This window comes from Halorubrum tebenquichense DSM 14210, from assembly GCF_000337415.1.
GTDB lineage: Archaea > Halobacteriota > Halobacteria > Halobacteriales > Haloferacaceae > Halorubrum > Halorubrum tebenquichense.
Genome location: NZ_AOJD01000003.1, coordinates 1 through 22,329, shown reverse-complemented (window position 1 = coordinate 22,329; position 22,329 = coordinate 1). Strand labels below are relative to the sequence as shown.

22 protein-coding genes are annotated in these 22,329 nt (G+C 59.6%); 17 read left to right on the top strand and 5 right to left on the bottom strand.

Annotation, left to right across the window (positions count from 1 at the left end; translation table 11 throughout):
* Window positions 1-10: 10 nt before the first annotated feature.
* Window positions 11-181, bottom strand: a complete 171-nt coding sequence (locus tag C472_RS17200) for an AbrB/MazE/SpoVT family DNA-binding domain-containing protein (protein ID WP_161612584.1) — start codon at window positions 179-181, stop codon at window positions 11-13.
* Between the two features lie 417 nt (window positions 182-598).
* Between C472_RS17200 and C472_RS00475 the strand changes: the two genes are divergently transcribed.
* The 13 genes from C472_RS00475 to C472_RS16705 all read left to right on the top strand — a co-directional run bounded on the left by C472_RS00475 (window position 599) and on the right by C472_RS16705 (window position 12,888).
* Entirely contained in the window at window positions 599-2,065 is a 1,467-nt protein-coding gene (locus C472_RS00475; protein WP_049906118.1) for a hypothetical protein, read from the top strand.
* A 1-nt stretch (window position 2,066) separates the two neighbouring features.
* Entirely contained in the window at window positions 2,067-2,570 is a 504-nt protein-coding gene (locus C472_RS00470) for a hypothetical protein (RefSeq protein WP_049906117.1), read from the top strand.
* A 56-nt stretch (window positions 2,571-2,626) separates the two neighbouring features.
* On the top strand, window positions 2,627-3,100 hold the full coding sequence (locus C472_RS00465; protein ID WP_006627799.1) for a hypothetical protein: 474 nt from the start codon (window positions 2,627-2,629) through the stop codon (window positions 3,098-3,100).
* The gene (locus tag C472_RS00460; RefSeq protein WP_006627798.1) at window positions 3,100-3,663 is read left to right on the top strand and encodes a hypothetical protein; all 564 of its coding nucleotides are present in this window, start codon (window positions 3,100-3,102) and stop codon (window positions 3,661-3,663) included. Before C472_RS00465 ends, C472_RS00460 begins: the two co-directional genes overlap by 1 nt.
* Window positions 3,660-3,938, top strand: coding sequence for a hypothetical protein (locus C472_RS00455; RefSeq protein ID WP_006627797.1), 279 nt, complete (start codon window positions 3,660-3,662; stop codon window positions 3,936-3,938). Before C472_RS00460 ends, C472_RS00455 begins: the two co-directional genes overlap by 4 nt.
* Window positions 3,939-3,999: 61 nt before the next feature.
* A complete protein-coding gene (locus tag C472_RS00450; RefSeq protein WP_006627796.1) occupies window positions 4,000-4,365 on the top strand; it encodes a hypothetical protein in 366 nt (121 codons plus the stop codon).
* Window positions 4,355-4,603 (top strand): hypothetical protein, encoded by a 249-nt coding sequence (locus C472_RS00445; protein ID WP_006627795.1) that lies wholly within the window; start codon window positions 4,355-4,357, stop codon window positions 4,601-4,603. Before C472_RS00450 ends, C472_RS00445 begins: the two co-directional genes overlap by 11 nt.
* Window positions 4,600-6,441 (top strand): hypothetical protein, encoded by a 1,842-nt coding sequence (locus tag C472_RS00440; protein ID WP_006627794.1) that lies wholly within the window; start codon window positions 4,600-4,602, stop codon window positions 6,439-6,441. Before C472_RS00445 ends, C472_RS00440 begins: the two co-directional genes overlap by 4 nt.
* Window positions 6,434-7,204 (top strand): hypothetical protein, encoded by a 771-nt coding sequence (locus tag C472_RS00435; protein WP_049906122.1) that lies wholly within the window; start codon window positions 6,434-6,436, stop codon window positions 7,202-7,204. The genes C472_RS00440 and C472_RS00435 overlap by 8 nt, the downstream gene beginning before the upstream one ends.
* Window positions 7,201-8,571 carry a hypothetical protein gene (locus C472_RS00430; RefSeq protein WP_006627792.1) on the top strand — a complete coding sequence of 457 codons (1,371 nt, stop codon included), beginning with the start codon at window positions 7,201-7,203 and terminating at the stop codon, window positions 8,569-8,571. The genes C472_RS00435 and C472_RS00430 overlap by 4 nt, the downstream gene beginning before the upstream one ends.
* A 170-nt stretch (window positions 8,572-8,741) precedes the next feature.
* Window positions 8,742-11,807, top strand: coding sequence for a hypothetical protein (locus C472_RS17695; RefSeq protein ID WP_241432936.1), 3,066 nt, complete (start codon window positions 8,742-8,744; stop codon window positions 11,805-11,807).
* Window positions 11,794-12,129, top strand: coding sequence for a hypothetical protein (locus C472_RS00410; protein WP_006627788.1), 336 nt, complete (start codon window positions 11,794-11,796; stop codon window positions 12,127-12,129). Before C472_RS17695 ends, C472_RS00410 begins: the two co-directional genes overlap by 14 nt.
* Before the next feature lie 339 nt (window positions 12,130-12,468).
* The gene (locus C472_RS16705) at window positions 12,469-12,888 is read left to right on the top strand and encodes a hypothetical protein (RefSeq protein ID WP_152420552.1); all 420 of its coding nucleotides are present in this window, start codon (window positions 12,469-12,471) and stop codon (window positions 12,886-12,888) included.
* Between the two features lie 112 nt (window positions 12,889-13,000).
* On the opposite strand, the gene C472_RS00400 is transcribed toward C472_RS16705, so the two are convergent.
* Window positions 13,001-14,191 carry a hypothetical protein gene (locus tag C472_RS00400; RefSeq protein ID WP_006627786.1) on the bottom strand — a complete coding sequence of 397 codons (1,191 nt, stop codon included), beginning with the start codon at window positions 14,189-14,191 and terminating at the stop codon, window positions 13,001-13,003.
* 256 nt (window positions 14,192-14,447) lie between these two features.
* Here C472_RS00400 and C472_RS16070 point away from each other — a divergent pair, with 256 nt between their 5' ends.
* Together C472_RS16070 and C472_RS16065 are read left to right on the top strand one after the other, a co-directional pair.
* Window positions 14,448-16,787: an McrB family protein gene (locus tag C472_RS16070; protein WP_082238213.1), complete on the top strand. Its 2,340-nt coding sequence runs from the start codon at window positions 14,448-14,450 to the stop codon at window positions 16,785-16,787.
* Entirely contained in the window at window positions 16,784-18,067 is a 1,284-nt protein-coding gene (locus C472_RS16065) for an McrC family protein (protein WP_006627784.1), read from the top strand. Before C472_RS16070 ends, C472_RS16065 begins: the two co-directional genes overlap by 4 nt.
* 24 nt (window positions 18,068-18,091) lie before the next feature.
* Here the strand turns inward: C472_RS16065 and C472_RS00380 are convergent, their stop codons facing one another.
* Window positions 18,092-19,303 carry a DNA cytosine methyltransferase gene (locus C472_RS00380; protein ID WP_006627783.1) on the bottom strand — a complete coding sequence of 404 codons (1,212 nt, stop codon included), beginning with the start codon at window positions 19,301-19,303 and terminating at the stop codon, window positions 18,092-18,094.
* Window positions 19,304-19,496: 193 nt separating this feature from the next.
* On the opposite strand from C472_RS00380, the gene C472_RS16700 reads away from it, so the two are divergent.
* Window positions 19,497-19,934 carry a group I intron-associated PD-(D/E)XK endonuclease gene (locus C472_RS16700; protein WP_006627782.1) on the top strand — a complete coding sequence of 146 codons (438 nt, stop codon included), beginning with the start codon at window positions 19,497-19,499 and terminating at the stop codon, window positions 19,932-19,934.
* Window positions 19,935-20,055: 121 nt separating this feature from the next.
* A complete protein-coding gene (locus C472_RS00375) occupies window positions 20,056-20,313 on the top strand; it encodes a hypothetical protein (protein WP_049906108.1) in 258 nt (85 codons plus the stop codon).
* Window positions 20,314-20,336: 23 nt separating this feature from the next.
* On the opposite strand, the gene C472_RS00370 is transcribed toward C472_RS00375, so the two are convergent.
* A complete protein-coding gene (locus tag C472_RS00370) occupies window positions 20,337-20,822 on the bottom strand; it encodes a hypothetical protein (RefSeq protein ID WP_049906107.1) in 486 nt (161 codons plus the stop codon).
* A gap of 101 nt (window positions 20,823-20,923) precedes the next feature.
* Entirely contained in the window at window positions 20,924-22,195 is a 1,272-nt protein-coding gene (locus C472_RS16695) for a hypothetical protein (protein WP_152420550.1), read from the bottom strand.
* Window positions 22,196-22,329: the final 134 nt, after the last annotated feature.

The window sequence follows — 22,329 nt, the reverse complement described above, 5'->3', positions numbered from 1 at the left end:
CCCGCGCCGGTTACTGAACCGGCTCGACCGTCACCGCATCGTCTGTTTCCTCGACGCGCAGGTGCGTGTCGGCCAACTCGTCGTCGTCATCAATGAGACCCCACTCGCGGAGTGTGTCTTTCGGGATCGAAACACCTCCACTCCCGCCGAGGTCTCGCAACTTCCGAATCTCGCCAGACATCATCTTAGACTCACGCTGAAGGGACTTGAAACCACGCACTTAATGCGCTTATTACGTTTATTCCACTTAATTACGGAGTTATAGAACCCCCACGCTCCGATTTCAAGGCGCACCATGTTCGGTGTGACTCAGGTCGGAGGTGTGCGCCGGCTGTGAGCGGCGACACCAACGACGATGACGACGGTGACGAGCGGCGCTGGAGGGACTGGAGTTCTGTTTTCGAGGGGGCTGACCGGTGAGCGACGGACCGCGCGGTCTCGTCGTCAGCGATCGATTTCTCGAATACCTCCAGAACTTCCGCGAGCGGTACCCGCTCGATACGGATCTGGCGGAGAAATACGGCCTGCCCACCGGAAACGGGCGATTTCGAAGACAAATGACACCCAATCGCAGCAGCAGCGGCTACGGAGGTAGCGCATGAATATCAATCTGAAGCGGAGTGGATTCGCGGCGCTGATTGCGTTGACGATGCTCCTGTCGGTCGTCGCGACGCCGGTCGCGGCGGCCGGCGGCATCGGCTGGAGCGCGGACGCGAAGACGCCGAACCCGACGATCGCCACAGAGGTGACCGTCGAGGAATGGAATGGTGCGGACTTCGACTCGGCACTAGAGTACTACGACGATGGCGGTGACGCGACTGAACTACCGGCGTCGCTGAACGACTCGAACGACAACCCGGTCACGCTCTCGGCGACCGCGATCGACTTCGAGGATCGCGACGAGTTCCCGCGGAAGACCGACGAGAGCGAGGATAACGAGGCGTCGGCGCTCGACGCGTCTGAGTGGACCGCCTCGGGCGCGACGGTCTCCGACTCGTCGACGCACGCCGGCGTCGACGCACTGAACTACGCCGGGACCGCGTCCTCGGACTCGGCAACCTACTCGAACTTCTCGGTCGCTGACGGCGAGAAGAGCTACCTGACGCTCGCGGCCGACATCAACTCGGCCGCCGGCACGCCGACGCTCCAGCTCGTCGACGCCGACGGCGACTACGTGGAGATCACGCTCTACGACGCCACGGCGACCGCGGGCGACGACGACGTCCTCGCGAACAGCACGGGCGACGGCAAGGTGCTCCAGCACCAGGTCGGCGACCTGACCGTTCAGGGCTCCGGCGACGGGACGTTCGACTCCACCGAGGAGATCGTCGTCGACGGCGAGATCGACGCGGACGTGTCAGTCCTCGACGCCGAGCGGACGCGAGAGCTGACGTTCGGCGAGCAGCAGGTCGACACCGACGACGACGACGAGCTCGAAACGGTGACGATCACCGAGCCGCGGGGCGACTACTCGGTGAGCGGTATGGACACGCTCGACGCGGTCATGAGCGACGCGACGGTCTACGACCTGACCTCGGACGCCGAGTTCGAGGCGGCCGACCTCCGCGACGACGCGGATGTCTCCGCGGAGTTCTCCTCGTCGAACGACTACCCGCAGTGGGACCAGTTCGGTGAGATCGGCTTCCGTCTCGAACTCCCGACCGCGTTCGACCTATCGTACGCGAGCCCGGAGCTCGTCGACGAGCCGACGCTCCCGAGCGAGCGCTACAAAGACGTTGAGGTCGCTGAAGGGACCGACGACACGGACTTCAGCGATATCGAGTCCTATACTTCGGTCACGTCGAGCTACGACGGCAGCGAGCAGATCTCGCTCGACGCGACGATTTCGAGCGGAACTGAATACGTCGTCTCGTACGACGTGGTCCTGACAAACGGCGAGGTCTCGGCGATCCAAGACGCGGCGAACGGCGGCGCGGGGATCATGGCCTCGAACGGCGGCGGGTTCCTCGCCGGCATCTGGGGCTTCGTCACCAAACCGTTCGGGATGGTTGTCTCGGCGATTTCGGGTATCGGCCTGCTCAGCTACTTCCGCGGAGGGTCGTAAGATGGCAGACTCTGGAGAGTCCCCGGAGTCAAACCTCCCGACAGGCGACGATCCGTCTCCAAATGACGTGCTGACGGGGACGATTGCCTACCTCGGCACAGACGGTGGAACGCTCGGGACGCTGCTTCAGGGGGCCGTCTTCGGAACGATCGTGTCTCTGTTCACTGGCGGCGTAAACCTGATCCAGAGTATCTTTAACCTCGTCACGTCGCCGCTCGATTCGCTGGCGACGGCGGCAAGTACGGTGATCGATGCGACCGTCATCGATCCGCTCACGATCATCACCGAGACAGCCAGCACCTCTGCGACAGCGATCGGAGAACAGTTCGGGCCGTTCGCGCTAATCGTTGGTGTTGCCACCGTTTTAGCCGCGTTCTGGCTTATAATTCAATTTCAGGAAAGAGAAGCCACGGGGAATGTCAGTGTCCTTCCAGTCGACATCGACGTGCCCGATATCGGGCCGCTAGATATCGGCGCTGACGAGGAGGATCCGGACGAACAGTAACATGATCCGAGAAATGGCACCTCGCCGGAGATTCGAGTTTGTGGAGGTGCCAGCCGATGGCTGACGGTGATTCGAGCCTGAGCGACGACGATCAGGAGTTCCTCCTGTCGGGCTCGGAGGATCTCGGCGAGTCGGTCGACTTCGATGCGGCGACCGGCATCGACGCCGGGAACCTCGCCCGGACGGTCGTCGGAACGCTCGGACTCGCACTTGGAACAGCCGCGGCGACGTTCGTCGGTGGAGTCACCGAGGCGTGGACGAGCCTCATCGACAGCCTCGCCGAGTTCCTTTCGGGAGGCCGTGAGCTAGTAACGGGGATCGCAAGGAACCTTGCTCCCGGCCGGGTCTACCGCGACACCGACGGACTGATCGTGAGGGTCACCGAAAGCGTGACGACACCGATCAGCAACACCTGGGAATCGACACTCCCGGATTCCGGTATCGCAGCGTGGATCGCGTCACTCGCGATCATCCTGTTGACGTTCTACGCCGTAGCGCGCGGTGTCGACAAGATTCAGGAGGTGCTGTGATGGCCGATACCGAAGATGAATTCGGTCAGGAACTCGGCGGAGATCCGGCCGAATCCGGCGGCAGTAACGACGGCTACGATGGTGGCGGCTCCGGCGGCTCCGGCGGTGGCGGGTTCTTTAGTAACCCGCTCTCGCCGTACACGGACATTCTCACGGCGTTCGCGCAGAACCCGAGAGGCTTCGTTATCGGTGCGGTCGCGACGACGATCCTCGAAACGGTCACGGGAGTCGTGACGACGGTCGTTGAGCAGCTGGTGCTACTCGTCGGCGGCTCGCAGCCGGCGCGGTTCAACGCGCCGAACGAGACAATCGGGCTCGCCGACCTCCCGGTTGCCATCGCGGACCTACTCATCGGTGCCGGTGGCTTCAGTGGCGAGGCGATCATCGGCGGCATCGAAACGTTCAACGCCACGATCGCGGACGCTGCGGCGGCCGTCGGCCCCTTCGGGCCGTTGGTGCTGATCGTCCTGATCGTCGTTGAAGTAATCGTCGCGATCGTCGTGCTGCGGAGGATAGTCTACGTAGCCGCTGATCTCCTCCAACTCGGAGGACTGACAGAATGAACATCAAGCAAATCGCGAAGGACCCGCTGGCGCAGTTAGGTGCTGGAATCAGCGGGATCGTCGCGCTCCTGAACCCCGAGGTGCTTCTCGCGATCTTCGACGCGTTGCTCGCGTCGGGGCCGCAGATTTTCTCGGTGGTCTCTGTGAGCGCGCTGACGCTCCCGCAAGTGCTGCCGCCGACGTCGCCGGTTGAGTGGGCCGTCGTCGCGGCCGCAGTACTGTTCCTCGGCTACCTGAGCCAGCAGGTCTACGCAAACCTCGACAGAGCAACATGACACACAACACGAGCGGACGAACCGAGACGAATCGGATGCGGACGAACAGAGGTGAGAGCCGATGCTGACGGCGGCGCTGGGCCTCGTAGCGCTCGGCGTGCTGGTCTACGTGGTCGGCGTCGAGGAGACGCAGGAAGCGGTCGCACGGGCCGGCTCCGGAGCGAGACGAGCCGGCTCCGGACTGAAGCGCGGTGCGACGTCGAGCGCTGCGGCCGGCGCGGCCGGTGCCGGTATCGGTCTCCAGTTCGGGAACGACCTCCTGAACCTGGTCCTCGCCGAGCCGGGGTTCTCGCTCGCGGCGGTGACGGGGATCTTCGGCGCGCTCGGGACCGGTGGCTTTCTCGGCGACATCACGGGCCTTCAGTTCCTCCTGCTCGGCGTCGTCGTGTTCTTCGCCGCGTGGGCGGTCTTCGGAGGTGACGACTGAGATGTCGGTCGGTACCGCTGAGTCGCCCATCCAGCAAGTGCCGGCAGGAGAGTGGGGCTACCACGTCGTTCTCGGACTCATAGGGACTGCTGCGGCGGGAACGGCACTGGAGAACTCGCTTCACTCAACGACGATCGGCATGGGTGCGACCGCTGCGCTCGTCGGTGCGACTGCGCTCGCCTTCACGGCTGCCTACCTGGAGGCGGCTGCGCTCGACGAGCTGGAGGCCCATCGATGAACCGCGGCGCTACGGTCGCCGCGGTAAGCCTCGCTGTCCTCCTGATCGGCATGACGGCGACGCCCGCACTGGCGGCCGTAGCGCCGACCGACACGGCGACAGCGCAGGTCGAGAACGCCAGCGAGACGGGCTTCGATGCGCCCGGCCCGTTCGATATCAACGAGCTGCGGACGGGCGGGAACCAGCCGTCGGCAGCACCACCATCCGTGCGATACGTCGGTGGTGAAACGGCCGCGGGAACGGTCGCGATCCGACACGTTCCGGCCGACCCGCTCTCGAACGAGCCGGTGTTCCTCCAACGGGGAGCGACGCTCAACGCCGACGAGATCGAGGTCTACTCGACCGTCTTCGGCGAGGAGGCGACCGGCGAGTACGAAGCGGTCATCGTCTACTGGAAGCCGGAGACGGAGACCGTGAACGGCTCGACCATTGAGTACGCGGCAGAGCAGGAGGTACAGCGCGCAACGATCGACATCGAGTCGGGCTACGCCTCTGCGCCGATCGCGTTGAACAGTCACTACGACGCGTCGTGGGAAGCGACGATGTGGCTCGAACGCGACGGCGAGCTCGTCGACGGCGCTCGGTGGCGGTTCACGCACGAATCGGCACCGGCATCGCAACAGGTTCAGATCGAGACCCAAGCCGATGCGTGGTGGTACGCATTCACCACGGTTCTCATTCCGGGAATCGCAGGGATCATCGGCGGTCTCTCGGGAGCGAAGGCGACCCTGAAGCTGGCGGGGACCGGGCCGCGGTACTCGCTGGCGACGTGGGGGATCGTCTCCGGGTTCGGCGTGCTGATGGCGCTTGCCGGCCTCTACTACGAGGTCTCGACTGTTGTCGCGAACTTCGACATCCTGCTCGGCCTCTCGTTGCTCCCGATCGCCTACGGTGGCGGGCTGCGGATGTCGCCGCCGACCGAGCGGATCGCGTTCGAGCGGAAGGAGCTCTCCTCGGCACTCTCGCTCCGACGAGGCGACGACGGTACCGATCCCGAGTCTGACGTAGTCCCGGACGGCGGTGAAACCGCAACGGCGTCGGATCGCATCGAGATCCCCGACGAGGGGTACCACGACGAGCTGTACGAAGACATGTCGATCCTGACGACGGTCCGGGCACCCAACGGCGGCCGACTCCTACCGAAAAAGGGGATCCGGCCGTTCTTCGCCCGGCTGTTCGCGAGCGCGGCTCGACTCGACCTGAGCGACCTGCGGACGAAGGTCAAGGTGTCCGGATCGGTCTCGGAGAAGGTCTACACGGACCCGGAGGCGGATGTCGCGGTCGACCACAAGCCGGCGTACCTCCGGCGGCGGATGCCGGTGTGGCACCGGCTTCCCGAGCCTGACGAGGGCGAGAGCCTGTCGCCGGTGACGCGTGGCCTCTACGGTCTCCTGACGGCCGCGACGCTCGCGCTCCCGGTCATCGGGTGGTACGCCGGCGGCACCGTCATGAACACGCCGACAGTCGGTGCGGGTGTCGGTCTCGTGCTGCTCGCGGTCGAGAGCTACGAGGCCGTCGACGGGTCGATCGACTTCGTCCCGGCTCCACGCCACGACATCACGGCGGATGGCTCTCTCACCGTCCTCCAAACGGAACACGCGAACGCTCGCACGATCGAGGACTTCGAGGAGATCGCGTGGAACGAACGGATGACGACCGCGATGGAAGCGCGGGACATCGAGACCCGACGTGACAAGAGCACTGTCCTCCGGTTCCTCGAAAACGAGCTCGGCCTCGATCTCGATGTCGAGGACATCGACGAGCCGGACACCGAGCCGACGGACTTCGAGTTCGAGGACAAGGGGCGACGCGATGCCGCGGAGGGCGACGATGACTGAGTCCGGGCCCGAAGCGCACACGCCGCGTACGACGCGGCCGGCGCTCGACGTTCTCGACCACGACCAGGACCGACTCCTCTACCACGGCGACACCTCGCGAGACCCACCGGTTCGAGCGCTTTCGGACGGCTTCCGAACCTACCGCGAGGCGCTCTCGTGGTATCAGGCGGCCGGGATTCGGACGCTCGGACACGTCGAGGACGTGATCGAGCCGCGACACATGCTCCCGCTCTCGGACATCTTCGAGCATCTCCTCGCGGAGCGCGGACCGGTCTCGGAGTACGCCCGGATGCGGGTGGTCGAAGCGCTCAACGACGCGTGCGACCTCGCCTACCGGGAGTTTCGGGAGCGAGCGAACGAGCGCGTCGAGGACGACGAGGCGACCTCGTGGAAGGACGTCGACCCGGAGAGCGAGCAGAACCCGCTGATGCGCCCGGCCTTCCGGCGACTCGACCGGGCACAGGCCGGCGCGCTGCTCCAGCTGTGGAACGGGTTCGAGGACCGACAGGCGATCGGGCGGTGGGCCCGGTCGCTGACGGTCCCGACGCACGGCGAGACGCCCGACCGGTTCCTCGATATGATCGTGTCGTCGCCAGTACTTCTCGAAGCGCTACTCGACCAGGAGGGCGACGACGCGAAGCGGATTCGGTATCGGTTCGCGGTGAACGAGCTGCTCCCGCCGTTCCTCGCGGCGGCGCGGTCGCTCACCGGTAGCGAACGGACGGACAGTAGCGGAAGCCCACACGGAGCGTTCAACTCATGAGCAAGTCATTCAGCAGCCGACAGAAGGCGGAGAACGGCAAACAGGAGGTGATCGACCAGCTCCACGAGGACTTCGAAGCGTGGGAAACGTCGCGACAGGCGCGGTACCACGCCGGCGAGAAGTCGTGGGCGAAGCTGAGTCGACACCACGATGACGGAGAACGAATTTACCGGGAGTTCACGGACTCGGACGGGAACAGCCTGAAGCCGTTCCACAAGAAGCTGAAATCGCTCGAACGGACGGCTCAGATCAGCGGGATCGAGAACGCGCACCCGGTGTACCGGTACCCGAGCGCGTATCTCGACGCGCTGATCCACGTCGACGACGCCGAGATGTGGGCGCTGGAAGAGGGGCGCACCGACGACGACATCATCGCCGAGCAGCCGTCGACGCGCCGGAAGGTCCTCGAATGGCTGGCGAAGCCGGAGAACGAACACGTCCTCCGGGCGATGGGCGACGGCGGGACCGACATCTGGGCGCACTCGAAGCCCGGCGGCGGGAAGACGTCGTTCGCGAACGTGATCGCCGGGATCCGAATGCCGGAGATCAACAACGAGACGCTGCTCTGGATGCTCACGCTCGACGAGCTGGAGTGTCTCCCGCTCGCACCGTTCATGACGGTCGCGGTGCCGAAGGGGGTCGACTACGAGGTTCACGCGAAGCCGCGGAACCCGACGCTGCCGACGACCGAGATCTCGCTGACCGACGTGTTCCGGGATACGGTCGAGTACCGGAACCCGCGGGACCTCATGACGAAGGTCGTGCCCGGCGGTCTCTACGCGGTACTGCCGGACCCGCAGTTCCGCGGCTGCGAGAAGCTCACACAGGCGACCTACACGCCGGCCCACGAGGCGGAGGAGCCGGCCGAGGTGACGCCGCTTCGGGACGTTAATTTCGCGTTCATGGAGACGCGAGCGAAGGATGACGAGTTCCTCCACCCGACGACGATCGTTCACGACGAGTTCTCCGACCTCGTGCCGCTGAACCCGGAGGCCGACGAGAACGACCAGAACCGGAAGGTGAAGGGGTACCCGGTCTCGCAGGGGAAAGGCCGGAAGAAGAACCTCTCGACGGTGACGCTCTCGCACAGCGTGGCTCGCGTCGATGAAGGCGTTCGGGAGAAGACGCGGTGGTTCGTGACGATGCCGAAGACATCGCCGCCGGCGGCGTCGCTCTCGGGGATCGGAAACGTTCCGATCAACATGAGCTACGTGAACCGGTTTGCGGACCGGACCGGACGGGCGGTAATCTGGCGGAACCGACACTACGCACCGGTCGAGTGGCCGAACCCGTTCAGGAACTACGAGTTCAGAGGAGAGATCTCGGTGCGATACCCGCGCCGAGAGGAGGCGCTCGATGCGCTGTAGGACCTCCGAAGCAGCCGATTCCGGCAGCTTCGACGGTTCGAACCGTCAATTTTCGGCGTCAAAACAAACTGATCCCCCCGAGATCGGCGGCGTTCGGTTTGCTGCCGACCGCGCACAGCGCGAGACACGCGCGCGCGTTCCTAAGAGAACCGCAGGGGGAGGGGTGAGCCATGTCTAAGAATACGGACACAACCAGCGACGACAACGACGGCGAACAGAGCGACGAAAAGACGCTCGCGACGCGAGCAAAACTCGCGATACTCGCGCTGTGGGCGTGGATAAAATCGCGGGCGAAGTCAGCGGTCGAGCGCGTCCACGACGAGTTCGACCAGGCGACGAACGAACTCGCGCCGCAGCTGCGCGGAGCGCTCTCGGGCGTGTCCGTTCCCAAGCGCGCGCTGAAACCGCTCGCGCTCGTGGTCGTGCTGCTGTTCGCGGCAGTCGCGCTCGGACCCGCAGCACCGTTCGCGGGCGACTCGGGACCGGTCGACAACGGTACCGAGCCGGTGGTCGGAACGACCTACGAGCCCGTCGACGACGGCGAGTACCGGAACGTCGTGACGAGTCGGCTCGGGAGTCTCACGTCCGACGCGCCGCCAGCGCCGAGCGAGGTGCGGACCTCGGCCGGCAGTCAGACGATGAGCGTCGAGACGGCCGTCCGAGACGGTGAGCCGGCTATCGTCCTCGAAGACGACCGGACACACGATGGCCGATGGGTCGCGATCGAGACTTCGTGGTTCGACGAGCACGTCGGCGAAGTGCCGGAAGCGGCGTACATCGAACACGAGAACGGGAGCGAGTACGCGTCGCCGATCGAGACGCGCAGCGGCGAGGCGGCGTTCTACGTTCAGGGGTTCTCGACGAACACAGTCACGTTCTCCGGCGAGTTCGCGATCTCGGCGACAGCGACCGACGGCGACTCGATCGACTACAACGCGACGAACGGTGGCGATGACCTGTCGATCAATTTGACGGGCGTATCAAATGATGACTCTGTAACGTCGTCTTGGGTGTCTGATGGGGGTACAAGAGCGGTTTCGATCGGTGGTAATCAAGATACATCTACAAATCTGTCATTAACTGGTCTTGATCCGGAGGTTGATACTGAGGACTATATTTCTGGAACTGATCCCAATCCGTACACCTATGATAGCGGCCTGAATGAGGCTGATCAATTGGTTATCGACACCGGGGGTGGTGTCCCGGTTCAGTATCAGATTAGTGTAAATGGCGACCTGATCGTCGATAAAGAACTCGACGGATATACTACCTACACGCATAACTTTTCGAAGAAGACAAACTCAAACGGATTAGATGTTAAAATAGAGAAAGTCGGGGCAAACAATCTTGATTTGGATGCGGTTACTCTCCAGAACACAGCACATTTGAATGAGACGCAAGACCCGTCTCTCACGATTGCCGGAAAGACAATATCTCACACCGGGACGCTTAACGGCGGTGAGACAGTCAGCAAGTCAGTCACGCTAACTCCGGGAGACAAAACGGCAGATATCTCAACAACCGGACGCGTCGCCGTCAATATCTCTCGGACCGAGCAGACGCTAACAGTCGATCCCGTCGTGGAATTGAACGGTCACACCGTCTCTCACACCGGTACCCTCGCGGAGGGCGAGACCGTCTCGCTAGCGGCGAACGACTCGTGGATCGCCGAGGGGCAGAATACGGTGAACGTCTCCGTCGGCGACGGGACGCTCGCGGCAGGCTCGCCCGCGCCGCAGGTGGCGCTCGACTACCGCCACGATGTCTCGAAGAGCCGCACGATCGACTACACGGGAGAGGCGTTCAGCGAGCGATACGCGGTCTCCGAGTCGTGGAACGAAGACACGGAGAACGCGTCGCTGACGATCCCGTGGGCGTCGGACCGCGTGGTCTCACTCCGCTCGGTGACGGTCGAACACCGCGACGCGGACGGGACCGTCGTTCAGACAATCGATGAGCCGACGTACGCGTTCGAGAACGGCTCGGTCGTCGTCGAGCTCGGCGACGTTCAAGCCGGCTGGGAGACGACCGTCTCCGCGGCCGGCTCGAAGGTGAAAGTCGAGAACGCGGACCTGACGGTACTCAAGCCGACCGCACAGGGGAACGACCTGAACAGCACGGTCCGGCTGAACAACCCCGGCGAAGATGTCTACGTCCGCGTCGGCGCGACCGAGCAGGGCCAGCAGCTCCACTACCTCTCGAACGCGTCGTGGGACACGGAAGAGGCGAGCCGGATCAGTTCGGACGGGACGAACGAGATCCGCATCCCGAACGCGCCGGACAACGGCGAGGCACAGCTGCGGACGCTCCCGCTCGCGTTCGACGTGAACAGCGGCGCGGTCGACGTCGACGTGCCCGACGAGCGCGTGAACACCGCGGAGCCGGTCTACCGCATCGGACCGGGCGACCGGACCAGTGACCAGTACTCGGTCACGCACGTCGACGCGGCCGACGGGAAGCCGTACGTCCTCTTCGACGAGAGCGACGATATCGTCCTCGACCAGGGACTCGCCGAGAGCCCGCTGACGCTGTCGGCGACCGAACCGGAGGAGCCGCACGTCATCCAGTTCCGGCAAGACGACGGTACCGCGACCGGAAGCGGCGACAGCGGCACGATCGGCTCGGTCGCCGGCGGCGCGGGGCCGATGGTCACGAACTCGCGGCCGTTCAGCGCGCTCTCCGGGCTGCTCCCGGGACCGGGCGTGGTCGTCGTGGGTCTCGCCGGTCTCGTCGGGCTGGCAGTCCTCTCGCGGGAGACGAGCCTGTTCGACGAGGGAACGCGGTCGGACGCGGCCGCTGACGCAGCGAAGGACGTGGGCGGCCGCGCCGGCGGCCTCGTCGAGCGCCTGCTGGAGAACGAGATCGTCGTCGCGGTGCTGATGCTCGGCGCGGGAGCGTGGCTGCTCTCGTCGGGCGTGTTCGGGCCGACGGAGCGGCTGATCGTCGCACTCGGCTCGGTGCCGGTTGCGATGTACCTCGCGCTGCGACAGTTCGGGACGTTCGACTTCCGCGTGTGGGTGGGTTCGACCGCGGTCGTCGCGGTGCTGGGCGTGGTCGTGCTCGCACCGGATGTCTTCGAGACGGTCGCCCGGCAAGCCGGCGTGATCATCGTCGCCGGCGTGATCCTGCTCGGGTGGAGAGCGCTGTCGGCGTGGCGCGCGGAGGCGTCGACGCCGGACACGGTCAACCAGTTCGAGGTGGAGACGACCGACGAGGGGAACAATGGCGGGAACTGAAGCCGTCCTCGTCACGGGCCTACTCGCGGAGTACACGAGCGAGTCGGTGTTTGCGGTCCTGCTCGGCGCGCTCGTGCTGCTGCGGTTCCGGCGTTACAAGGCGGTCGGCGGTGCCGCGGTCGGCGCGGTCTCGTCGGTGGCGACGGTCGTCGCGGGCGTGTTCGCGACGCTCGTGCTGCTGGTCGTACTCGGCTACTGGGATCCACCCGTCTCGGAAATCGTCGGCGACGCGCTCGGCGCGGGCCGCGCGTTCTACGACCTCGTCGGCGAGTGGGTACTACGCCAGACTGTCGAGCGGCTCGACGACATCGCGGCCGCATAGCATCGGTCGCGAACTGACGGCTCTTTCTCGGCGCGTGCTGCGCCGCTGTGAGCGTGGGGCGCAGATCGAGACCAAGACCACTCGTGCGTCGAGTCAGACGTTTATTGGGCTCGGAACATCTAACTGGCCTGTATGAGCGGAAAATTCCACCTCTAACAAAGGATATCGAGTCATCGATCGGCTTGCTCGTTGTGGTCGGAATCCGGACCAGTCTTGTCGGCTTCGAATCTGGTAGAAGTTTGGGACTACTGGCGCAGTTCGATCAATATCTCACGCACTAATTTGTCTGGTAGCATAGCTCGAAGATTTATGTTGTATCGTACAGAACCAATAATTGAGATGTCATACGGAGTGAACACTCCCGATCCGTACATTGCGGAAGGCATGGATCCAGATACAATTAAAACAGAAGTTCACGATGTCTACGATTGGCTCGTTAACCCGGAGGATGTCGGTGATGTAGAGACACACGGATTTGATGCTGATGAACAAGAAAGGAAGTGGCAAGAGCTGCGAGAGCTGTTTTATCAACTTAAAAAAGAGGCACCAGACTACGACCGAGTACTTGGACTCTTTATCGGCTACATTCGTGGAAATGACATTGGGATCGCAGTTGTGTACCCAAACGACTCGAAAGAAGAACCCCACCACGTCGCCAAAGAGACCAGTCGTAAGAATCTAACGTCGGTCAAAGAATCACGAAGTAAACTGGGTGCTGAATACATTGCGACAGGATATATTGTGCCAGATACCAGCTAAATTGCTACTAGTGCTACTGATATAATGAGAAAGAGGTAGTGATCGGTAGCACCCCTCCTTCAGAAACTTACGCATAGCATATCGATATACTGCTCTCAAACCGCTGACGACGTTACGTCTGGTCGAGAGAAGTCTGCGTATCGGGATCTATGAGATGGTCAAGGACGCGGTTATCCGGATCGACGGTTGAAACGAACCGAAGCAGCCGCTGAACCCCATCTGGGTTCTCCTCGATGTTCGCGAAGAAGTGGACCATCCCATGGAGAGCGCGGTTCTGCTTGTGGTAGTCCCACAGTCGGAGCTGGCGTTCAAGACCTGCGTCGTCAATAACTCTGACACCGGCTTCTTCGAGCGTCTGGCGGGCATCCGCACCCACCTCGGTACAGATCGCAACGGCGATCGCGGTCGTGTTCTCGGCGACTTTCATCATCGTGCCGAGCTCGGCGCTGACGTTCGATGCGTCGATCACCCGGTCCTTGACCTCGACTGAGATCATGAGGTCCGGGCCATGGTAGCCGTCAATGTCGCCGTACCGCTGCTGTCGTGACGAGCCAGTTCGGACTTTGCTCGCGCGGAGTGAGAGATGCGGCCATTCGGCCTTGACGTAGCCGTAGCAGAGCGCTTGATACGCCGAGCCGCCCTGCTCGTTGGGTGCCTTCCGCTCGTAGTCACGGAGGATCTTCAGGAAGGGATCCTCGAACGGCGGGTCTCGGCGCTCGTACTCGCTCGATTCTAGACGTTCCAATCCGAGGTCAAACAGTTTCTGTGCGGCGACGTATCGACCGTCGCGGGATAGCCGGAAGGCGAGTTCAAGCATGTCGTCGTATCGCTCCCACTCGCCGGTGTGGTGGCCCGGAGAACTCGGGAAGTTTGTCCGGTTCAGGTCTTCGCGGAACAGTTCGATCAGTTCGTTGTGGAACGTCCGGATTCCCTCGCGGACATCGCCGCGTTTCAGCGTTAGCGACGACTTCGCCATACTGTCGTACCGGTCAAGAATGTCGTTGACGGTGATGGTCGGGTCGAAGCCAGCGAGCCAGTCGTCGTGACCTGCCAACTCCTCGGCGAGAATGACGAAGTCAATCGCGAGTCCGAGCGTCCCCTTTGAGGACGTGAACTGTTCTGACGCCTCAGAGACGAGCGCGTTGATTGTCTCGTGCTCGGCGCCAGAGATATCTTCTTCTGAGCCGCTGTAGTCCGATAGATTTGCCTGATCCTCTAGTAGAGGTGCTGGGAAGTGAGCTGTCAGAAACGCCTCGATCGCTTCGTCTTCATGATCGGCGCGCTCGTCGCTCCATTTGCTCATCTGAGTATACTGTCTACTTATCAGACACTCTTAGAAAGGTTGTGTTCCCCAGCCAACCCTGTACAAATGTCTATGAGAAAATATACATGTGATTCCCGTTCTCCGTTACCTCCTGAACTATATTCCGGTTGATAGAATCTAGTAATTATCCAGTTGTTCTCCACTATAACATCCCACAGATTCTATACTTGAAAGTGGGAGAGATTCGCAGGTACCCATAATTAATTTATTATAGCGTTTAGATTTCTAATCAATCATGGATGAGGAAAATCTGCGACCCTCTTTGACGTTGTTCTCCAAGACTGCAACAGAGAAACTCAGTAGATTGGCTCACTTTCTAATCTCGATTGAGAATTACGGTCCGGAACTTGAGGAAGTCCAATCAGGCTATCAACGTGAGGTGAGCTCAGGCTCTGAGGTACCGCAGTCTTGGCTCACACAAATGGAAATGATGGGTTTAGTCCGTGTTAGCAGGAACTCACGAACTATCGAATTACGGCCTACTGGTGAAGAGGTACTAACTGAACTTCAGAGAGAGGGTAGGCCGGATACCCCGATGGTGCTAATTAGGTCTTTCTGTGAAACGTTCGTCGGATTTTACGACACGATTGCGCTGGTATCTACCGTTCCCTTGCGGGTGAGCCAACTTCAAACGATTTTGAATGAGGAATACGATCTAGAATGGGAGTCAAAAACCCAAGCTAAGCAGCGGGCTGACTGGTTACGTCTAACAGGAGTAATCGATCTGAATGCTGCTAACGAATATACGCTTTCCGCTCGGGGAAGGCAGGTGTACGATAATCTACAGCAGAGATATGGACCTCCAGACATTGAGTCTCCTCTCGGATCAGGCAGAGATACACTATCTGAAGAAGTCTCACAGCAAGCGAATGAAGAAGTCGACTCAGTAACCTCTGGTTCTGAGACACAGACGACTAGATCTGATAGCGCGGAACCGTCAGTCTCAGTTCCATTCATTGAACGGACAGAGAGGAAGGTGATTTCAGTTCACGTTCCGAAGACCAATAACACAGATAACAGGTACGAAAGTACCGTTGAATCTGACGAGAGCCTCGAGTCAGACGACCCTCTCTTCATCGACGAATATCGGAATAGTTCGGTTCGATACTGGTTGTGTGACAGCAATGATCTCGACGCAGTTGGTGGGTTAACTAGGGGAGACACAGTTCTGTTCCATCACGTGGATAGAGGGTATATGACCGTTACAACCGTGCTGGAGACGGTCGCAGTCGATATCCCGATATCAACGCTTGACACCGCTATCTACTTCGAAGAGGTATATGATGCCGTAGTTTCGGAGGAAGAATTATTCGAACTCTTCGGCTGGGAGAGCCATCCCAACCAGCAGTGGAGCCGTCTCGATCAAAGACAGAGTCAGGTGCTAGCATACGAGTACGACTCAGTCGAGGCATTTGTTACGGAGGCGAGGGGCGAACTTCAGTTCGATTTCTGGTCGTATGAAAACTGGTCGTTAGACGGGGATTCCGCCCGTCACTTGGCTCGACAACTTGAGAGGAAAGGCCAAGTTATCTTGTATGGACCACCCGGGACAGGAAAGACATTTTTCGCAGAGAGATTCGCGAGACTGTGGACGGGTAAACAACCGGGAACAGACCCCAGAACGTATCAAAACGAGTCTGTCACGTTTCACCCATCCTTCTCGTACGAAGATTTCATAGAGGGATACACGATCACCGGCGATGGTGGGGGCTCAGATGGGGTGACTGCTACAAATACAGTTGAAAATGTCGAAAAAGACGCAGAGACATCGAATGGCTCACCGTACGGACTGAAGCAGGGAATCTTTCGGGAGATCTGCGTCGAAGCCACTCGTGCGTTAGAAGCTACACCGGAAGGCCGAGCGCCACCACGATACGTGCTTGTCATTGACGAACTCAATCGTGGGAATGTTCCGCAGATCTTCGGCGAAATAATCACACTACTCGAAAAAGACAAACGCGGACAAGAGCGATCCCTCTCTCATTCCGGGGCAGAGTTCACGATTCCAGAAAACGTGTTTATTATCGCTACGATGAACACTGCGGATCAATCGATTTCGAAACTGGACGCCGCTTTGAGGCGACGTTTCGCAGCTATTTCACTCAGCCCTGATTACGATGCTCTTTACGGCTCCCACAGCGTATTTCCTGAAAATAAGGAAACAGCCGCGGAGCTAGTCGAAACAGGCCGACAAGACGTTGACGCAATGGTGGCGGCATCAGTGCTTGCACTTGAGATCATTAACAAACGGATCACTGCCGTTCGGGGGCTTGGAAAGGGGAAACGAATCGGTCACACGTACTTACACCCGGACACTTGGATGGGCGACACTGAAGACCCACGAGACATCGAGTTGACCGATGTCTGGAGGTATGATATCTTACCGCTCCTAGAGGAGTACTTCTTCGAGGACACTCAACAGCTGGAGCAGAGTATATTTCGTGGGGATTCTAACTTTATTAATGAATCAACAAACGATGTTCTGAGTATGACCCCGTCAAAACTCAAAAAGAATCTCAGAACCTTCGTAATCGACAATCAGGGTGAACTCGACATCGACATCTCACCTGAATGAGTTCCACCTCTCAATCGGATGAGGAAGTAATTACATTACAAGAGCGGACGGAGACGGATCTCTCTGATCAAGCGCTCACAGACGAGGATTACGCTGCCTTGGATGAGCATGATAACGTGAGTAGTGTGTCGGTTAGCTCTGAAAAAGTCAAGATACAACAGCACATCGGACACATCGGCCTTCCGAGCGGAGCGTATCTGGAAGTGCTACCCAAGGACAGCTTAGAGGGATTCAAACTGCTATACTATCTTGCGAAGGCGGGTCGAGTAAGCGAGGAACTCGTCGCTGGGAGAGGGGAGATCGGGTTCTCAGTTGGAGAGTCATTCATTGAGGTTGTCGGACAGGTCTACGCGCAGGAGATAGAACGACTGCTACGGAGGGGGATCCACAAGCGATACCTCCCAAAGCAGGAAGCGACGGACCACGTCAAGGGACAACTCCGAGTAACCAAACAGCTGGCGCGTCAGGAGCCATTCGCAACGTCCTTCGAGAGTCAGTACGATGAGCTCACTGCGGACATCCCCCTCAATCAGTTGATTCTGTATGCGGCTGTTGAACTGGTAGAAGAAGTTCGAGAACCTACGGTGGAGGACAGACTTAGACGACAAATCGGAGATCTTCAACGGATAGTCACACTCCCTCCGACCCCGCCGCATCCGTCTGAAATCACGCTTACAAGAGAGACGCAGGGATACGAGCCGCTGGTGAAGTTCGCGGAGCAGATCCTCGAGGAGAGTTATATCGATACCTTCGGTCAGCAGACTAAGCTCCTCGAGTCTCTGCTGATCAACACGGAGACATTGTTCGAAGAAGTGGTCTATTCTCTCGTTGCCGACGTGGTCCAAAGCTCCCGGTACATTCCGGAAGGAGACGGCGACCCTGAGTCGGAAGCGGATTCGGACATCGGGCACCTACTGAGGGATGAATCAGGAGATGGAATACAAGGAATGCAACCTGACATCTTTCTCAGGGATCGAGGGACACCGATCTGGATTGCCGACGCGAAATGGAAGGAGAGTGACTCGCCCGCACGGAACGACCTGTATCAAGTCACGAGCTACCAACGGAAGATCGGAGGGGATGCGATGATATTTTATCCTGAGCAGGGTGGTACTCTCGAGACTGTTTATGGACTCTCAGGTGACGAGCATGACACACGAGAGGATAATGAGTTGCGAATAGTTGAGGTCCCACTAGGTGGAGAGACCTATCAAGAGTTCGAGCGAGAAGCGAGAGGGAAGGTCAGAGAGGCAATGCAAGCCCAACTCCCGGAACTGTGACTTCGCTCAAACTCGGGCCACGTATCAATTGGCGAAGTCAAGCGTAACCTGCTGTGCGTGACCACCAAGATCCGCTTTTTCCTCCTCGAATTCGTCGATACGCATGCCCCCGCACCGGAGCTGGTATATCCGATCCCGCTCATCGTCGGAGAGTTCCTGACTGTAGACGCTCTGCTTGAGGTAGTATCCGACCGCCTCAGCGAGGTACGGCGGGACTGCGTTCCCGATCTGCTTTCGGACCGCGCCGAGCCTTCCCTCGAATCGGTAAGAGTCCGGGAAGGTCTGGAGGCGAGCGCCTTCTCGCGGGGTCAGCCCGCGGTCCTGAAACGGATGGACGCATCGCGCGCTCGACGGCTTCGACATGTTCGACGTGATGGCGACTGCGGGCTCTTCGGAATCGAGTCGCGAGTAGGAGTTGTGGTATCCGGAGGACGGCTGTAGCTCGTCGGGGATCTCGGTCCGGTTTCCGCCGTCCGAGATGTGTGAGAGCATTTCCACCATGTCGTCGGAATGGTTCGCGGCCTGGTGGTGGGTGAGATCGTCGACGTCTCCGCGGAGATCTCGCTGGATGACGGTTTCGGGCTCGGCGTCGTACTCGGTCTTCGTCTCTCCGGGACCCACTTCGGGGAGGTCACCAATCCCGTCGATCACGCCGGGGATGTCCACGGGGTCGAGCTCGAAACCGTCGAAGGGGAGTTCGGTTTCGGACTTCTTCGTCGCGAGGACCAGCAGTCGGTGACGGTGCTGGGGAACGCCGAAGTCCGAGGCCTCCACGACGCGGTGAGTGACGTCGTAGCCCATCTGGTCGAACGACTCCTCGACGGCGTCGAAGAACTTCCCGTCCGCGGTGTTCGTCATCCCGCGGACGTTCTCGAACAGCGCGGCTTTCGGGTCCAGCTCGTTCACCCACGAGATGAAGTTCACGAAGAGGTGGTTCCGGTCGTCGCTGCCGTCCGGGCTGACGACTTCGGAGAAGCCCTGGCAGGGCGGCCCGCCGGCGACGAGATCGACGGTGTCGCGGCCGACGACTTCCGTGATGTCTTGATTGTCGACCTCCCGGATGTCCTGCGTCATCTCCTCCGGCTCCAGACCCTCGCGATTGTTCGCGAACGAGGTGCGGGCGTCGTCGTCGACCTCGACGGCGTGGACGAGCTCGAAGCCGGCTCGCTCTAAGCCGACGGAGAGCCCTCCCGCCCCCGCGAACAGATCGACGTAGGTCAGGTCCTGCTGGCTCATCTATCGGAGAGTGCCGCTCAACCGTATTTAATGATTGGCACCGAGGGGCCGAATTCGACGATCCGACCGGGGAGAATTCTGTTCTTCGGACACGATGTAGGTCGGGTAAATGTCCCCTAAAGGACGGCTTGACTCTATTCGAAGGTCATGTCCTGAGAACCACGCTTATTACACCTCAAGAAAGTCTGATTCTGTGAACCATAACCCTCGACAAGGAGAAAAATCAGAATTAGCTGTTGCCTCGGAGCTGATGTCACAAGGATACGGAGTCTCCTTTCCCTTCGGTCACAACTATCAGTACGATCTGATCGTCGATACGGATGGGTCATTGTACCGAGTTCAGGTCAAAACGGCAAAGCAAGAGGGAGGGAATCGATACTTCATTCAATCTGGTTCTAACCACTACGACGAGGCACATGTTGATCTCTTAGCAGGCTATTCTGAGGATGACGTGCCCGTATTTTTCGTTCCGGTCTGCGAGGCGACTGGAAGGCGACAACGAGTGACGTACACAGATTTGGACCAGATGGGATCCGACGAAAATCGGGATCGCGCTAATCATATCAGTGAATATCGATTTGAACAGGCAGTCAAGAGAACCCAAACTGAATCGTGTCCTGACCAAGACTGACCTCGGACGTATTCTCTACTGAGGACGCCGTCAGAATCGCTGATTCGATGTTGTTCGAGGATTCACGGAGGTAGTTCTTTTCGGGGCAAGGGTTCATGGACAGCGCATTGGACATAGGGATATGACTGTGGAAAGCGCTCGACTTCCGGTGGAGGTGAAAGTCACCGACCAGCAGTACGGGACATTACGGTCGGTGAACGTACTCTCACCTGAAGATCTCCCAGAAATCCTTGACACACAGGACTGGCGACTCGAAGAGATCTCGATTGAGGGCGACATTCGGGAGTCCTTCGAGATCAATGAGTTCGACGAAACGACGCTGATCGGTCACGTTGTCGTGGATCTCGATACGCTTGAGTGGGAGTTTATCGAATCATAAGTCGCTGTCAACAGTACACCGAGTTAGTAGAGGTTGAGATACGTGCTTACCACCTTATCGCCGTGTTTTGAAAGCGAGTGAACAGTATGGTGTCCGTAGTTAACTTCATCGAACACATCGGTACCGTCGCTTGGATGAACCTCACGTACTCGATGAAGTTTCAGAGTCTTCATTGTGGCTGAGCCATTGTTGGTTTCGTAATCAACAAGCTCGATGTCTGCGTGAGTGGGCACTTGCCCGATTAACCCACCGTCCACGTTCGGGGTGTTCCGTGCCGGGAGAAACACTAACCCACCTTCACGGCAGAGGTCGCGCATTCTGTCCATCGAGACTCTCCAGTCGTCTTCGCTGATCGTGGCGTCTGAGGTCTGAGCACCTACGCCCCAGTCGACTCCGAAACGCCGGTCCTTGTACATCTGGAGTTTGCCGTCGTCGGAGAGCCTCGTCTTATCCATCGCAGCGACAACGTTGCTGAAAGACGGATTCTTGCTGGTGGGATCTACTAACATCCGAATCAACTGATAAGGAAACAAATGATAAGTGTTAATTTCTGATTATTTCTATTGGTACTAGTAGCAGTAACTCAGGGGACCAAAGTGATCCCAGAGGGTTAGTCTACATAACTCGGCAAAGATCCGATCCGTCCCGATTTCACGTTCCAGTCCCAGTCGATATCTGAACCACACCGTTGGCATTCCAGCCGCTCCTCGTCGATGTTCCAGTACGCACCACAGTTCCGACACTGAACATCGTCAAACGGACCCGGTGGACGCTTCGGACCTCCGAAGTCGGTCTGTACAGCCAACTCGTACGGTAGGAGATACGCATAGTAGTCGTCTGGATCCGCGTCGTGAAGGGGAACGGTATCGTAATCCGTTGAGTGATTTCCAAGCCGAATCACTCGTTCGGCATCAATGAGCCAGTCAGTCAGGGAGAGCGACGCTGGCACGTTCGCCTTCACACGAGCGCTCTGAGCACCGGACCGAGGGTGGTAGAGATATTCGTTGGTCTCGAAGATCGTACCCGGAAAGAACTCCTCCCACGGCACTTCGCGGCGTAGCTCTGTCGCTAGCTCCCGATAGTACTCTGTGGGCAGGATCACGGAGTGTTCTATCTCTGGATCCGGGTCACGTATCGCAGCAACGTACTCTTCTGAGTCGTAGGCGTCGAGGTCATCAAAGCGGAGGTCCCACGGCGCAATATCCCACAGCGACCGGATACAGTGGTCATACCACTCTTCTGGGAAGCGAACAGTAACCGAGGGAGAATCGGGTAGGTCCAAGTCCCATACCTTCTGAGCCTGCTGTCGATGTCGTGTGACTCGGTCGGATGTCGATCGGAGCTGCCGATCGGGTGAGTTGTTCTGTTCAGCAGTCACCCAAGATCGAAGCGGGTGTATGTCAAATTTGAATCCCTCTGTGGAGCTCCATTCAGCCTGATCGGGTACCGCGGCCGGCCATACGGTGACGACCTCGCCGCCAAACAGGTCGACGTTTTCGTTGTCAGTGAATTGCTCGTCCCAGAGCCACACCGTCGTAAATCCTTCAGTTAGGTAGTTCTCTGTGGATTCACCGCGGTTCTTGGAGACGTTCTTGTGCTGATACTCGATAGCCAGTCCATGGCCGTATTTCGGATGTGGGCGCTCAAACTCGACGTAGGCGTCGGCCCACTTGGAACCGATCTGCTCTTCGAGACCCCAATCGGCACACTCACCGTCGAACTCAACGAGAGCCTTCGAGAGGGCGATGGTCTTTCGACGCTCGTGGATGTCGCTCTCACCTCCACCGAGGCTACAGTTGCGGTCACCTCCACTATGATTGTGTCTGAAGTGTCTGGCAACGAACGCACCGTTGCTGCGCTCGTGTTCACGGACGACGTACATTGGCTCGTGGCATTCTAAACAGGAGAGTTCGGGATCGTTCTGGTCAACGCTCTTGGGTAGAGGATTGTTGGTCAGTTCTCAGCTGGAGCTAGAAGTCACAGCAGGCAAGGGTGACGCAACCGCGTCACCCGACG

Bases quoted from the DNA above. Each gene is read 5' to 3' on its own strand.
- C472_RS00375 (WP_049906108.1), top strand. From the start codon at position 20,056: ATGACTGTGGAAAGCGCTCGACTTCCGGTGGAGGTGAAAGTCACCGAC.
- C472_RS00450 (WP_006627796.1), top strand. From the start codon at position 4,000: ATGCTGACGGCGGCGCTGGGCCTCGTAGCGCTCGGCGTGCTGGTCTAC.
- C472_RS16070 (WP_082238213.1), top strand. From the start codon at position 14,448: ATGGATGAGGAAAATCTGCGACCCTCTTTGACGTTGTTCTCCAAGACT.
- C472_RS00460 (WP_006627798.1), top strand. From the start codon at position 3,100: ATGGCCGATACCGAAGATGAATTCGGTCAGGAACTCGGCGGAGATCCG.
- C472_RS00470 (WP_049906117.1), top strand. From the start codon at position 2,067: ATGGCAGACTCTGGAGAGTCCCCGGAGTCAAACCTCCCGACAGGCGAC.
- C472_RS16695 (WP_152420550.1), bottom strand. From the start codon at position 22,195: ATGTACGTCGTCCGTGAACACGAGCGCAGCAACGGTGCGTTCGTTGCC.
- C472_RS16705 (WP_152420552.1), top strand. From the start codon at position 12,469: ATGTCATACGGAGTGAACACTCCCGATCCGTACATTGCGGAAGGCATG.
- C472_RS00455 (WP_006627797.1), top strand. From the start codon at position 3,660: ATGAACATCAAGCAAATCGCGAAGGACCCGCTGGCGCAGTTAGGTGCT.
- C472_RS16065 (WP_006627784.1), top strand. From the start codon at position 16,784: ATGAGTTCCACCTCTCAATCGGATGAGGAAGTAATTACATTACAAGAG.
- C472_RS00440 (WP_006627794.1), top strand. From the start codon at position 4,600: ATGAACCGCGGCGCTACGGTCGCCGCGGTAAGCCTCGCTGTCCTCCTG.
- C472_RS00370 (WP_049906107.1), bottom strand. From the start codon at position 20,822: ATGTTAGTAGATCCCACCAGCAAGAATCCGTCTTTCAGCAACGTTGTC.
- C472_RS00410 (WP_006627788.1), top strand. From the start codon at position 11,794: ATGGCGGGAACTGAAGCCGTCCTCGTCACGGGCCTACTCGCGGAGTAC.
- C472_RS00465 (WP_006627799.1), top strand. From the start codon at position 2,627: ATGGCTGACGGTGATTCGAGCCTGAGCGACGACGATCAGGAGTTCCTC.
- C472_RS00435 (WP_049906122.1), top strand. From the start codon at position 6,434: ATGACTGAGTCCGGGCCCGAAGCGCACACGCCGCGTACGACGCGGCCG.
- C472_RS17200 (WP_161612584.1), bottom strand. From the start codon at position 181: ATGTCTGGCGAGATTCGGAAGTTGCGAGACCTCGGCGGGAGTGGAGGT.
- C472_RS00430 (WP_006627792.1), top strand. From the start codon at position 7,201: ATGAGCAAGTCATTCAGCAGCCGACAGAAGGCGGAGAACGGCAAACAG.
- C472_RS00400 (WP_006627786.1), bottom strand. From the start codon at position 14,191: ATGAGCAAATGGAGCGACGAGCGCGCCGATCATGAAGACGAAGCGATC.
- C472_RS00380 (WP_006627783.1), bottom strand. From the start codon at position 19,303: ATGAGCCAGCAGGACCTGACCTACGTCGATCTGTTCGCGGGGGCGGGA.
- C472_RS17695 (WP_241432936.1), top strand. From the start codon at position 8,742: ATGTCTAAGAATACGGACACAACCAGCGACGACAACGACGGCGAACAG.
- C472_RS00475 (WP_049906118.1), top strand. From the start codon at position 599: ATGAATATCAATCTGAAGCGGAGTGGATTCGCGGCGCTGATTGCGTTG.